Source organism: Stenotrophomonas maltophilia group sp. SKK55 (assembly GCF_057179845.1).
In genome coordinates, this window is sequence record NZ_JBXUHP010000016.1 from 1 (window position 1) to 12,985 (window position 12,985).

Genomic DNA, 12,985 nt, shown 5'->3' on the forward strand with positions numbered 1-12,985 from the left:
GCGCTGGGCTACCACTCGCCTAACAACTACGCCCGGCAGCTCCGGGCTGCCGCCTGAAACGGCTTCATGGCGTCCGTTTTCAGGGGGCCAGATCAGTCCGCCGCATGGATGCGGCGGCCAAGCCTCCAGGGATGGATTCACGGCGTCTCCCGCGAACCCAACCCGCCCGACCCAGCACGGCTTTTGCTCTGAGCCCCCCGCCACGAGGGGCTCAGCCGTTGGCCGGAATCCTCACAGTGCCGCGCGGATCCGCTCGCGCAGCGCTTCCAGATCCTTGGCAAACGCCTCGATACCGGTTGCCAGCTTCTCGGTGGCCATCGGATCGGCCGCCAGGTCCGCCGCGAACTTGGCCGCATCGATCGGCGTCACCGCCGCGCCATCGGCGGCACCGGCCACCAGCTTGCGCGGCAGCTCGCCGTGGTCGGCGTCCAGCTTCTCCAGCAGGTCCGGCGAAATCGTCAGGCGGTCGCAGCCGGCCAGTGCTTCGATCTGCGCGGTCGAACGGAACGAGGCGCCCATCACCACCGTCAGCGAACCGCGACGCTTGAATTCGGCATACACGCCGCGCACGAACTTCACGCCCGGGTCTTCATCGATGGTGGCCGGGGCCTGGCCGTTGGCCACGTACCAGTCCAGGATGCGGCCGACGAACGGCGAGATCAGGAACGCCCCGGCTTCGCTGCAGGCCAGCGCCTGGGTCGGGTTGAAGATCAGCGTCAGGTTGCAGTCGATACCCTCGGTCTGCAGGATGCGCGCGGCTTCCACGCCTTCCCAGGTCGCGGCGATCTTGATCAGGATCTTCTCGCGCGGCACGCCGGCATCGGCGTACATCTGGATGAACTGGCGGGCCTTGGCCACGGTGGCAGCGGTGTCGTGAGCCAGGTCGGCATCCACCTCGGTGGACACCCGGCCCGGCACCAGCGTGCTCAGCAGCGCGCCGACGCCGATGGTCAGGCGGTCGGCCACGGCGTGCACCACGGCTTCGCGGTCGCCCGTCTGCTGGCGGCCCCAGGCCAGTTCGCGTTCGATCAGCTCGGCGTAGACCGGCAGGTCCAGCGCCTTCTTCACCAGGGTCGGGTTGGTGGTGCAGTCTACCGGCTGCAGGCGCTTGATCGCCTCGTAGTCACCGGTATCGGCAACAACCACGGACAGTTCGCGCAGCTGGGACAGTTTGGACGGGGTACTCATTACGGCTCCTGGGACAGGGGGATCGAATCGCGCGCGGTGCGCAGCGGTAATCAGGGGCGGTCGTTGTGGACCGCGGTCACGCGCAGGCGCAGCTTGCGGCCGCCGGGCGCGGTCCAGTCGATGCTCTGGCCGATCGAAAGGCCGAGCAGGGCACTGCCGACCGGGGCCAGCACGGAAACCTTGCCTTCATCGACGTTGGCTTCGCGGGGGAAGACCAGGGTCAGGACGTGCTTTTCGCCCGACACTTCATCTTCGCACTCCACGCGCGAATGCATCATGACGATGCCTTCGGGAATCTGGTCCGGTGCCAGCACGGTGGCCCGGTTGAGTTCTTCAGCAAGCGCGAGCGCGGCAGGCGTCTGGCTCAGCGCGGGAGATTCGAGCATGGCGTCCAGGCGGTCCATGTCGAAGGTAGAAACGGTGATCGACGGCGGCAGGCCGCTGGCGGTGTTCATGGTGACGCTCCTTGGTTGAAAGCCATGCAAAAGGCGGCACCTGCTGGCGCCGCCTGTCTGTATTGTGGGGACAAATGCGGCCGGAATCGACTCCTGCCGATTCCAGGCCGGTACGGCGGGGGCTCAGCCGTTCAGCGCGGGGCCGGGCAGGGCCGGTGCATCGCTGCCGGCGTCGAGCGCCTCCAGCGTGAACAGCGCCTGCGGCAGACGCTTGAACTGGTCGGCCAGGTCCATCAGGAAGTCGTTCATGGCCGAGCTGCGGCGCCAGATCATGGCGATGCGGCGGCTGGGACGGCCCTCGCCGGTGAAGTCGAGCAGGCGGATGTTGTTCGAGCGCGGCACCGGCGGCTGCACCGACAGGCTCGGCAGCAGGGTGATGCCGACGTCGGCGGCGACCATCTGCCGCAGCGTTTCCAGGCTGGTGGCGCGGAATTCGGACTTCTCGTTGGCGCCGAACAGGCGGCAGACTTCCAGCGCCTGGTCGCGCAGGCAATGCCCGTCTTCCAGCAGCAGCAGCTTCTGCGTCGCCAGTTCCTGCACGTCCAGATGTTCGCGACGGGCCAACGGGTGGCGCCCGGAGACAGCCAGCAGGAACGGCTCCTCGAACAGGAATTCGGCATGCAGCTGGTCGTCGATCACCGGCAGCGCCAGCAGTGCGGCGTCGAGCTTGCCTTCGCGCAGGCGGTCCAGCAGCACGTCGCTCTTTTCCTCGACCAGCAGCAGTTCCAGCTCCGGGAAGCGCTCGCGGATGCGCGGGATCACATGCGGCAGCAGGTACGGGCCGAGGGTCGGGAAGATTCCCAGGCGCACCGTGCCGGCTTCCGGATCGCGGCTGCGTCGCGCCGCTTCCTTCAGCTGTTCCACTTCGGACACGATCACCCGCGCCCGTGCTGCTGCTTCCTGGCCCGCCGGGGTCAGCATCACCTTGCGCGGTGCGCGTTCCACCAGGGGCAGGCCGAGCTCTTCCTCCAGCTTGCGGATCTGCGTGGACAACGTCGGCTGGCTGACAAAGCAGGACGCGGCAGCCCGGCCGAAATGCTTGTGGTCGGCCAGGGCTACCAGGTACTTCAGATCACGTAGGTTCATCCTTACACCCCAGGGGTAACGGACCGGCTGACGGCGTGGTTACCCGACAGGCAGACAATGTTCCCGGTGATCTGGGAACGGTGGATCAGGCCGCTTCAGCAACGGCACCGCTGCTGTTGCTCACCGACGAGCGGATCAGGTGGTCGAACGCGCTCAGTGCGGCGGTGGAACCGGCGCCCATGGCGATGATGATCTGCTTGTAGGGCACCGTCGTGCAATCGCCAGCAGCAAACACACCCGGCAGGTTGGTCTGGCCGCGGTCATCGATGACGATCTCGCCACGCGGCGACAGCGCCACCACATCCTTCAGCCACTCGGTGTTGGGCAGCAGGCCGATCTGCACGAAGATGCCTTCCAGCTCGACGCGGTGGGCATCGCCGCCGATGCGGTCCTTGTAGACCAGGCCGGTGACCTTGCTGCCGTCGCCGAGCACTTCGGTGGTCTGTGCGCTGGTCAGCACGGTGACGTTGCCCAGGCTGCGCAGCTTCTTCTGCAGCACTTCGTCGGCACGCAGGCTGGAATCGAACTCCAGCAGGGTTACATGCGACACGATGCCGGCCAGGTCGATGGCCGCTTCCACACCGGAGTTGCCGCCGCCGATCACCGCCACGCGCTTGCCCTTGAACAGTGGACCATCGCAGTGCGGGCAGTAGGCCACGCCCTTGTTGCGGTACTGGTCCTCGCCCGGCACGTTCATCTGCCGCCAGCGCGCGCCGGTGGACAGGATCACCGAACGCGACTTCAGCACCGCGCCGTTCTCCAGCTGCACCTGCACCAGGCCGTCTTCGCCGGCCGGCACCAGCGCACTGGCGCGCTGCAGGTTCATGATGTCCACCTCGTACTCGCGCACGTGCTGTTCCAGCGCCGTGGCCAGCTTCGGGCCTTCGGTCTCCTTCACCGAAATGAAGTTCTCGATCGCCATGGTGTCCAGCACCTGGCCACCGAAACGCTCGGCGGCGATGCCGGTGCGGATGCCCTTGCGTGCGGCGTAGATCGCCGCTGCGGCGCCAGCCGGGCCACCACCGACCACCAGCACGTCGAAAGCATCCTTGGCGGCGATCTTCTCGGCATCGCGCTTGCTGGCATTGGTGTCCAGCTTGGCCACGATCTGCTCCAGGGTCATGCGGCCCTGGTCGAACACTTCACCGTTGAGGTACACGGTCGGCACCGACATGATCTCGCGCTTCTCGACTTCGTCCTGGAACAGGGCGCCATCGATGGCCACGTGCTGGATGCGCGGGTTGAGCACCGCGGCCAGGTTCAGCGCCTGCACCACGTCCGGGCAGTTCTGGCAGGACAGCGAGAAGTAGGTTTCGAACCTGTACTCGCCTTCCAGGTTCTGCACCTGCTCGATCAGCTCGGCGGTGGCCTTGGACGGGTGGCCGCCGACCTGCAGCAGGGCGAGCACCAGCGAGGTGAACTCGTGGCCCATCGGCAGGCCGGCGAAGGTCAGGTGGATGTCCTGGCCCGGCGTGCCCAGGTCGAAGGACGGCACGCGGCCCTGGCCATCGCGCAGGACCTGCAGCGAGATCTTGTCCGACAGGCTTTCCAGGGTCTGCAGCAGTTCCAGCATTTCCTGCGACTTGGCGCCGTCGTCGGCGTGCGCGGTGATCTGGATCGGGCGGGTCACGCGCTCCAGATAGGTCTTCAGCTGCGACTGCAGGTTGGCGTCCAACATCGGGTCATCTCCTGGCTTCAGGCAAACAGGGGGCGTGGCACCGCTGTAGAAGGTAGCGGACCAGCAGGGGGTAGGGGTGAACCCAAGACAGCGACCGTGGAAGGGGCTGGCTGGCCAAAGCTGGCGCGCGTTGGCTGTCTTGGGTTCACCCCCACGCCGGCGGGGGGACCGGCACGGGGATGAAGGCGCGTCGTGGCGTAGGGCCACGGCAGGCCGGTACTGCCTTAGATCTTGCCGACCAGGTCCAGCGACGGGGTCAGGGTCTTCTCGCCTTCCTTCCACTTGGCCGGGCAGACCTGGTTCGGGTTGGCGGCGGTGAACTGGGCAGCCTTCAGCTTGCGCAGGGTCTCGGACACGTCACGGGCGATCTCGTTGGAGTGGATCTCCAGGGTCTTGATCACGCCTTCCGGGTTGATGATGAAGGTGCCGCGCAGGGCCAGGCCTTCTTCCGGAATGTGCACGCCGAAGGCGTTGGTCAGCTGGTGGGTCGGGTCGCCGACCAGCGGGAACTGGGCCTTGCCGACGGCCGGCGAGGTTTCGTGCCACACCTTGTGCGAGAAGTGGGTGTCGGTGGTGACGATGTAGACCTCGGCGCCGGCCTTCTTGAACTCGGCGTAGTGGTCGGCCGCGTCTTCGATCTCGGTCGGGCAGTTGAAGGTGAAGGCGGCCGGCATGAAGATCAGGACGGACCACTGGCCCTTCAGGCTGTTGTCGGAAACCTTGATGAACTCGCCATTGTGGTAAGCGTTGGCTTCGAACGGCTGGATCTGGGTGTTGATGAGGGACATCATTTTTCCTCTGGTGAAGGGGAGTGGGTGAATCGACAGGAGCTAGGTTACCGACTCGCTGGCGATAAGAACAATCCATTGATTGGATCTATTTGATAGATGAAGTCTATCAAAAGGCCATGAGCCAGCACTGAACCATGCCGCTCCCATCCTGCAACTGCTTGTGTGGCAAGGAAAATCGCCCGGGATGTGTGAAGAGGGCTGATAGCCCCTCCTTATACCCTCTGGCGAAACCTGAACGGATTCCAGCTTTTTTGTAGCGTCGAGCCATGCTCGACGGTGGATCTGTAGAGCCGAGCCGATGCTCGGCTGTTCCAGCAGCAGCCGAGCATCGGCTCGGCTCTACAATTGAGACATGTCTTTCCAACCCGAACCCACTCTGCGTCAGGTCGTAGCCGACGCCAGTGCCCGCTTGGGCGGTGTCGACGCCCGCCACGAAGCCGAACTTCTGCTGCTGCATGTACTGGACCGCCCGCGCAGCTGGCTGTTCGCCCATGCCACCGATCCGCTGGCCGCCAATGACCAGGCCGCCTTCGAAGCCTTGCTGGCCCGCCGCGTGGCCGGTGAGCCGGTGGCCTACCTGACCGGCCGTCGCGGATTCTGGACGCTGGACCTGGAGGTCGACCCGGCCACGCTGATCCCGCGTCCGGAAACCGAGCTGCTGGTCGAGCTGGCGCTGGAGCGACTGCCGCCGGACCAGGCGTTGCAGCTGGCCGACCTCGGTACCGGCAGCGGTGCGATCGCCCTGGCACTGGCCAGCGAACGGCCCCGGGCACAGGTGCTGGCCACCGATGCCAGCCCGGGCGCGCTGGCCGTGGCCGCGCGCAATGCCGCCCGCCATGATCTGCGCAACGTCCGCTTCGCCGAAGGCGGGCACGACTGGTATGCGCCGCTGCAGGGCGCGCGTTTTGATCTGATTGCCAGCAATCCACCCTACATCGCCAGCGATGACCCGCACCTGGAACAGGGCGACCTGCGCTTCGAACCGTCTACCGCGCTGGCCTCGGGCATGGACGGCCTGGATGACATCCGCCGCATCGTCGAGGGTGCCCAGGCCCACCTGCGGCCCGGCGGTTGGTTGCTGATCGAGCACGGTTGGGACCAGGGCGCCGCGATCCGGGCACTGTTCGAGGCGACGGGATTTGCCGAGGTGCAGACCGTGCAGGACCTGGAGCAGCGCGATCGCATCACCCTGGGCCGGCGTCCGGCCTAGAATGGAGGTTCTCCTGCCCCGGCAGGGCATCACCCTGGAGCTGCAAGCATGCGTACGCTGTACCCCGCCATCACCCCCTACGACGTCGGCACCCTGAAGGTCGACGACCGCCACACGCTGTACTTCGAACAGTGCGGCAACCCGGAAGGCAAGCCGGTGGTGATGCTGCATGGTGGCCCGGGTGGCGGCTGCAGCGACAAGATGCGCCAGTTCCACGACCCATCCAAGTACCGCATCATCCTGTTCGACCAGCGCGGTGCTGGCCGTTCCACCCCGCACGCGGATCTGGTGGACAACACCACCTGGGACCTCGTCGCCGATATCGAGAAGCTGCGCGAGCACCTGAAGGTTGATCGCTGGCAGGTGTTCGGTGGCAGCTGGGGCTCGACCCTGGCCCTGGCCTATGCCGAAACCCATCCGCAGCGCGTGACCGAACTGGTCCTGCGCGGCATCTTCATGCTGCGTCGCTGGGAGCTGGAGTGGTTCTACCAGGAAGGCGCCAACCGCCTGTTCCCGGATGCGTGGGAGCACTACCTCAAGCCGATTCCGCTGGTGGAGCGTCATGACCTGATCTCGGCCTTCCACCGCCGCCTGACCAGCGACGACGAGACCACCCGCCTTGAAGCGGCCAAGGCGTGGGCGGTGTGGGAAGGGGCGACCAGCTTCCTGCACGTGGACGATGACTTCATCAACAGCCACGAAGACCCGCATTTCGCGCTGGCGTTTGCCCGCATCGAGAACCACTACTTCGTCAACGGCGGTTTCTTCGAGGTGGAAGACCAGCTGCTGCGCGACGCGCACCGCATCGCCGACATCCCGGGCGTGATCGTGCACGGCCGCTACGACGTGGTCTGCCCGCTGGCCAACGCCTGGGACCTGACCAAGGTGTGGCCGAAGGCGAAGCTGGAAATCACCCCGGCCTCGGGCCACTCGGCGTTCGAGGCCGAGAACGTGGATGCGCTGGTGCGCGCCACCGATAGCTTCGCCTGACCAGTAGTGCCGGCCGCTGGCCGGCAACGCCGCACCGGTAGCGCCGGGCATGGCCCGACGCTACCAACCCCCCTCCACGCATGGCGTGGATCTACCGCAGTCCACACGTGAAACGTCTGGATTTGCGCAGGCGCCGGCCAGCGGCCGGCGCTACCAGTCCCCAGCCAGCAACGCGTCGGCCAGTACCTGCAGCTTCGGCGAATGCTGGCGCGACGGTGGGTAGATCAGTGACAGCGCGCGGCTGCGGCCTTCAAACGGCTGCAGCACGCGCAGCAGGCGGCCGTCGGCCAAGGCGTCGGCCACCGCGAAATCCATCACCTGCACGATGCCGATGCCGGCGATCGCCGCTTCCACCAGCGGATCGCCGCTGTCGAACACCATCCGCGTCGGTGGCGTGAAGTCGTGAAGCTGGCCGTCCTGCAGGAACTGCCAGTCCACCAGCCGGCCACTGCGCAGGTTGCGCACCGCCAGGCAGGCATGATCCCGCAAGGCGGCCACATCGTCGGGCGCGCCACAGCGGTCGAGGTAGTCCGGGCTGGCCACCGTCACCCAGCGCAGCGGCCGCAGTGGCCGCGCGACGATGCGCTGGTCGGCGATGACGCCGGTGCGCAGCGCGGCATCGAAGCCTTCCTCGACCAGATCGACCAGGCGGTCGTTGAGCACGGTTTCCACCTGCAGCTGTGGGTGCTGCTGCAGCATCGGCCCCAGCAGCGGTACCAGCACCTTGCGCCCGAACATCGAGGGCGCACTGATCTTCAGGGTGCCCGAGGGCGTGCACGGACGGTCGGCCAACTGGCGTTCGGCGTCTTCGAGACCGCACAGCAGGGGCGCGACCTGATCGACGAACTGGCGACCATCCGGGGTCAGTGCCACGTTGCGGGTGTTTCGCTGCAGCAGCTTCACCCCCAGCGTGGCCTCCAGCCGACTGATCGCGCGCGACAGGCCTGACTGGCTCAGGCCCAGCTGCCCGGCGGCGACGGTGAAACTGCGTGCTTCGGCCACCTGCACCAGCATGCGCACGGCATTGAGGTCCATCGAGGTTCCATTCATGCTGAAAATCATGACAGATATGGCCGGAAAGGGGTTTATTGATAGCTCTGCATCAATGAGACTGCGCTCCCCCACAGCACCGGACCGTCGATGCCTCCCCTCAAGTACCCGCGCTGGGCGCTGGCCCTGCTGGCCACCGCCCAGCTGATCATCGCCCTGGACGCCACCATCATCTTCGTCGCCCTGCATGACATGGGGCGCGCGCTGGAGATCAACGCACAGCAGCTGCAATGGGTGGTCAGTGCCTACACCGTGGCCTTCGGCGGCAGCCTGCTGCTGGGGGGCCGTGCCGCCGACCTGATCGGCCGCCGCCGCTTCTACCGGCTGGGCATGCTGCTGTTCGCACTGGCATCGCTGCTCGGCGCGCTGGCGCCGAACGCCACCCTGCTGATCATCGCGCGTGCGGCGCAGGGCATCGGCGCGGCATTGCTGTTCCCTGCCACGCTGGCGCTGATCAACACGTTGTATGCGGAAGGTCCGGTGCGCAACCGTGCACTTGCGATCTGGAGCATGGCCAGCGCGGTGGGCCTGGCGCTGGGCACGCTGCTCGGTGGCGTGCTGACCCAGGCGTTCGGCTGGCCGGCGGTGCTGGCGGTGATCGTGCCGCTGGCCACCACCTGCGCGGTGGCTGCGGGTGCGTGGTTGCCGGCCGATGGCCCGCGTGCGCAGGGCCGCTCGTTCGATCTGGCCGGCTGCATCACCGTCACTGCCGGCGGCAGCCTGCTGGTCACTACCCTCGTGCAAGGGCCGGAGTGGGGCTGGACTGCGCCGGCCACGCTGGGCTGCCTGCTGCTGTCGGTGCTGCTGCTGGTGGCGTTCGTGCAGATCGAACAGCGCAGCCGCGATCCGCTGATGCAGTTCGCGTTGCTGCGGCTGCCCGGACTGCGCGCGGCACTGGGCCTGACCTTCGCCTTCATGAGCAGCTATGGGGTGCAGTACTACTTCATGGCGCTGTACTTCCAGGACGGCTACGGCTGGAGCCCGCTGCAGGCCGGCCTGGCATTCCTGCCCGCCACTGCGGTGTGCACGGTCGGCATCCAGCTGGCCGTGTGGACGCTGCAGCGCTGGAGCGCGCGCAAGGTGCTGGTGGTCGGGCAGCTGGCCGGCGCCATCGGTATCGCCTGGGTGGCCGCGACGCTGCCGCACGGCGCGAACTTCTGGCCGCTGCTGCCCGGCGTGGTAGTGCTGAGCATCGGCCAGGGCATGACCTGGACCTCGATGTGGATCGTGGCCGGGCAGGGCGTGCCGTCCGCACAGCAGGGTGTTGCATCTGGCATGGCGGCGACCGCGCAGCAGATCGGTGGTGCGCTGGGCCTGGCGGTGCTGGTGATGGTGGCCAATGCCGATGCCGATACAGCCGGTTCGCCGAGTGCACTGGCCGGGCTGGTGCGCGCCGAATACGGTGCCGCCTTGTTTTCATTGTTCGGCGTGGTGATCGCGCTGGGCCTGCGCCCGGCACCGGCCGAATCGGCCGCCACCGTCTGCCCGGCCAACGAGGCATGATTGAAGGGGTTGCCGTGGAAGGATGTGCCGGCCAGCGGCCGGCACTACCGGTTCGGCATGGATGCACGCGCGTTCAACCCCGCGCCAGCAACTCCGGTTGCAGCGCGCTGAAGATCCGCGCCAACCGCTCGGCCCACGCCTGCTGCCCAGCCATATCGGCAATGAGGTCCTGGCGGATCTCCAGTTCCACGTGCACCAGCCCGCGACCTTCGCCATGCACCGGCACCGCGTAGTCGCTGGTACTGCTGACCGAGTACGGTTCGTTGTCCCCCACCACCAGGTCGCCTTCGTCGCGCAATGCCTGCAGCAGTGCATGGGCAAAACGCATGTCCTGGTGGTACAGCACGCCGGCGTGCCAGGGCCGCTGCGTGCCGTTCATCACGGGGGTGAAGCTGTGCATCATCACCAGCAGGGTGGGCTGGCCGGCATCACGGCGCGCATCAAGCTCGGTCTCGATGCGTGCATGGTACGGCGCGTGGATCGCATCGATGCGCTGCTGGCGCTGCGCCGCCGACAGCCCGGCATTGCCCGGCACCACGGTGTGGTCGCTCACCTCCGGGATCAGCGTCGGTGAGGCCAGTGGGCGGTTGCAGTCGATCAGCAGCCGCGAGTACGTCTGTTCAATCGCCCAGGCATCGAGCCGTTCGGCCAGTGCACGGGTGGTGCCGGCGATGCCGATGTCCCAGCCGATATGGCGGTCCAGCTCGGCCTGGGGCAGGCCGAGCCCGGTCAGCGCACGCGGCACCTGCTGGCCGGCGTGGTCGGCCAGCAGGAGGTAGGGCGAGACGCCCTGCGCCCGGTGGATCGTGTAGATCGCCGGGTCGTCGGCGCCGAGCAACGCAGGCAGCCTGTGCAGGTCCGCGTCAGCCACGCGGGCGCCCGTCCAGGTGGTGCTCGATCATCCACAGCCCGGCCCAGAGCTTGGCGTCCAGCTCGTAGCCTTCGCCCATCTTCTGCACCAGCCACGCTGCAGCCTCATTGCGTGGAATCTCGTGCACGGTGATGTCCTCGCTGTCATCACCGCCCCCTTCGCCGATGCGGCGCAGGCCGGTGGCGCGCACAAAGGCGATCTTCTCGCTGCTGGCGCCGGAAGACGTCGGGCCGATCATCAGCACTTCGGCGTGATCGGCGGTCCAACCTGTTTCTTCTTCCAGTTCACGCACCGCCGAGACTTCGATCGATTCGCCGGCGTGGATGTCGCCGACCAGGCCGGCCGGCATTTCGATGGTGGGCGCCTGCAGCGGTATACGGAACTGTTCGACGAACAGCACCTTGTCCTCCGGGGTGACGGCGATGATGATCGCGGCCAGGCCACCGGCATGGGTGCGTTCGCTGTATTCCCAGGTACCGCGCACCAGCATGCGCTGGTACTTGCCTTCGTAGACGACGCGCGGGGCTTCGGTATTGCGCTGGCTCATGCGGGCTCGCTGTGGGAGGGAAGAGGATCGGCCACGCCGGCGGCGTCGAACAGCCGGCGGCGGGTCATCGGGCCGAAGCGCAGGGTCTGGCACAGGCCACCGAGCAGCTCTGGATCGGCCGATTGGCGCAGCAGTCCGGGCTGGCTGCCCTCCAACGGCGCGTCCAGCGCGATGGTGGTCAGCTGGCGCCAGAGCTGGGCGTGCTCGCGCTGCTCGCGCAGCCGCACTGCCATCTGTGCAGCGCCACGCAGGCGCAGGAACGGCACTTCGTCCAGTCGTTCGAACAGCGCATCCATGCTGCCGAAATGGGCCAGCAGCACGGCGGCCGATTTGCTGCCGACGCCACTGATACCGGGAATGTTGTCCACCGCATCGCCACACAGCGCCAGGTAGTCGGCGATCTGGTGCGCGTGCACGCCGTGCCGCGCCTTCACCCCGGCCACGTCCCAGCGCTGGTTGCGGGCGTAGTCCCACTGCTCGTCATGGTCGACCAGCAGCTGCGACAGGTCCTTGTCGGCGGAGATGATCACGCCGCGATGGCTGCTGCGGTGGACGTGCAGGGCACTGCCGATCAGGTCGTCGGCCTCGTAGTCGTGGTGGGCCAGGACCGCAAGGCCCAGCGCCGCGCACAGCGCCTTGCAGTGCACGAACTGGCGTTTGAGCGCCTCCGGTGCCGGCTCGCGGTTGGCCTTGTAGGCCGGATACAGCCGATGGCGGAAACCGCTGTCGAGCGCTTCGTCGAAGGCGATGGCGATGTGCCGCGGGCGCTCGCGCTCGAGCAGGTCCAGCAGGAAGCGGGCGAAGCCGTGCACCGCATTGGTGGGCCAGCCCTGTGCGTCCTGGAACTGGTCTGGCAGTGAATGCCAGGCACGGAACACGTAGATGCTGGCATCAACCAGGTACAGCGACGGCGGGGCGGCCGGCAGGGTCATGCTGGGGGCGTCCAGTCGCGCAGCAGGGCCGCCGGGTCGGGGCGCTCGCGCTCGGGTACGTCGGCCTTGGGCGTACCGATGTGGATGAAGCCGGCGATGCGTTCGCCGTCGACCAGGCCCAGGTGGGCCTGCACGGCCGGATCGAAGGCCATCCAGGCGGTCAGCCACTGCGCGCCGAAACCCAGCGCCTGCGCGGCCTGCAGCAGGGCGAAACAGACGCAGCCGGCGGTCATCAGCTGTTCCTGTTCGGGCACCTTCGGGTCCGGCCGCGGGCTGGCCACCACCACGATCACCAGCGGTGCGTGGCTGAAACGCTGGCGGTCCTTCTCGAACACGGCCTCGCCCGCATGTGGGTCGCGCTGGCGGCTGCGTTCAGCCAGGAAGTCGCCCAGAGTGTGACGTGCATCGCCTGCGATTTTCAGGAAGCGGAACGGCACGCGCTTGCCGTGGTCGGGCACGCGCACCGCCGAGGCCAGCATCCGCTGCAGGGTGGCCGGGTCCGGCCCGGGCTCGCCCAGTTGCCGCGAGGGCACCGAGCGGCGGGCATCCAGGGCGAGCAGGGCGGCAGGGTCGGGCATGGAGGCTGAACCGGTCATCACGGGCGTTTGATTATAGTCGGGGTGGTCAATGACGCCGTTTGTGTCGCGTCCGGCCCTTGAATACCAAACTGTGATGAACATCATG

General features: G+C 67.3%; 13 protein-coding genes. 3 read left to right on the forward strand and 10 right to left on the reverse strand.

The window, feature by feature from the left end; genetic code table 11:
- Positions 1–231: 231 nt before the first annotated feature.
- The 5 genes from AC2A1N_RS08835 to ahpC form a co-directional block, all read right to left on the reverse strand.
- Positions 232–1,188: a transaldolase gene (locus tag AC2A1N_RS08835; protein ID WP_242893531.1), complete on the reverse strand. Its 957-nt coding sequence runs from the start codon at positions 1,186–1,188 to the stop codon at positions 232–234.
- A 50-nt stretch (positions 1,189–1,238) separates the two neighbouring features.
- Positions 1,239–1,643, reverse strand: coding sequence for a nucleoside diphosphate kinase regulator (rnk, locus tag AC2A1N_RS08840; RefSeq protein WP_049414505.1), 405 nt, complete (start codon positions 1,641–1,643; stop codon positions 1,239–1,241).
- A 123-nt stretch (positions 1,644–1,766) separates the two neighbouring features.
- A complete protein-coding gene (locus AC2A1N_RS08845; RefSeq protein ID WP_049414506.1) occupies positions 1,767–2,729 on the reverse strand; it encodes a LysR substrate-binding domain-containing protein in 963 nt (320 codons plus the stop codon).
- A gap of 85 nt (positions 2,730–2,814) precedes the next feature.
- The gene (gene ahpF / locus AC2A1N_RS08850; protein ID WP_061480131.1) at positions 2,815–4,407 is read right to left on the reverse strand and encodes an alkyl hydroperoxide reductase subunit F; all 1,593 of its coding nucleotides are present in this window, start codon (positions 4,405–4,407) and stop codon (positions 2,815–2,817) included.
- A 224-nt stretch (positions 4,408–4,631) separates the two neighbouring features.
- Positions 4,632–5,195, reverse strand: a complete 564-nt coding sequence (ahpC, locus tag AC2A1N_RS08855) for an alkyl hydroperoxide reductase subunit C (RefSeq protein ID WP_049436466.1) — start codon at positions 5,193–5,195, stop codon at positions 4,632–4,634.
- 355 nt (positions 5,196–5,550) lie between these two features.
- On the opposite strand from ahpC, the gene prmC reads away from it, so the two are divergent.
- Positions 5,551–6,408 carry a peptide chain release factor N(5)-glutamine methyltransferase gene (gene prmC, locus AC2A1N_RS08860; RefSeq protein ID WP_242893529.1) on the forward strand — a complete coding sequence of 286 codons (858 nt, stop codon included), beginning with the start codon at positions 5,551–5,553 and terminating at the stop codon, positions 6,406–6,408.
- Positions 6,409–6,456: 48 nt separating this feature from the next.
- Positions 6,457–7,398 (forward strand): prolyl aminopeptidase, encoded by a 942-nt coding sequence (pip, locus tag AC2A1N_RS08865; RefSeq protein ID WP_134970571.1) that lies wholly within the window; start codon positions 6,457–6,459, stop codon positions 7,396–7,398.
- A 150-nt stretch (positions 7,399–7,548) separates the two neighbouring features.
- On the opposite strand, the gene AC2A1N_RS08870 is transcribed toward pip, so the two are convergent.
- Positions 7,549–8,433, reverse strand: a complete 885-nt coding sequence (locus AC2A1N_RS08870; RefSeq protein ID WP_242893535.1) for a LysR family transcriptional regulator — start codon at positions 8,431–8,433, stop codon at positions 7,549–7,551.
- Positions 8,434–8,538: 105 nt separating this feature from the next.
- Between AC2A1N_RS08870 and AC2A1N_RS08875 the strand changes: the two genes are divergently transcribed.
- Entirely contained in the window at positions 8,539–9,951 is a 1,413-nt protein-coding gene (locus AC2A1N_RS08875) for an MFS transporter (RefSeq protein ID WP_484372047.1), read from the forward strand.
- A gap of 73 nt (positions 9,952–10,024) precedes the next feature.
- Here the strand turns inward: AC2A1N_RS08875 and AC2A1N_RS08880 are convergent, their stop codons facing one another.
- From AC2A1N_RS08880 to AC2A1N_RS08895, 4 genes are read right to left on the reverse strand one after another with little or no spacing between them, the layout of a single operon-like run.
- Positions 10,025–10,822 (reverse strand): N-formylglutamate amidohydrolase, encoded by a 798-nt coding sequence (locus tag AC2A1N_RS08880; protein ID WP_242893523.1) that lies wholly within the window; start codon positions 10,820–10,822, stop codon positions 10,025–10,027.
- A complete protein-coding gene (locus AC2A1N_RS08885) occupies positions 10,815–11,369 on the reverse strand; it encodes an NUDIX hydrolase (protein ID WP_111201063.1) in 555 nt (184 codons plus the stop codon). The genes AC2A1N_RS08880 and AC2A1N_RS08885 overlap by 8 nt, the downstream gene beginning before the upstream one ends.
- Complete coding sequence (locus AC2A1N_RS08890) at positions 11,366–12,301, reverse strand: 5'-3' exonuclease (protein WP_242893520.1); 936 nt, start codon at positions 12,299–12,301, stop codon at positions 11,366–11,368. The genes AC2A1N_RS08885 and AC2A1N_RS08890 overlap by 4 nt, the downstream gene beginning before the upstream one ends.
- Positions 12,298–12,879, reverse strand: a complete 582-nt coding sequence (locus AC2A1N_RS08895; protein WP_005415376.1) for a nitroreductase family protein — start codon at positions 12,877–12,879, stop codon at positions 12,298–12,300. The genes AC2A1N_RS08890 and AC2A1N_RS08895 overlap by 4 nt, the downstream gene beginning before the upstream one ends.
- Positions 12,880–12,985 lie beyond the last annotated feature (106 nt).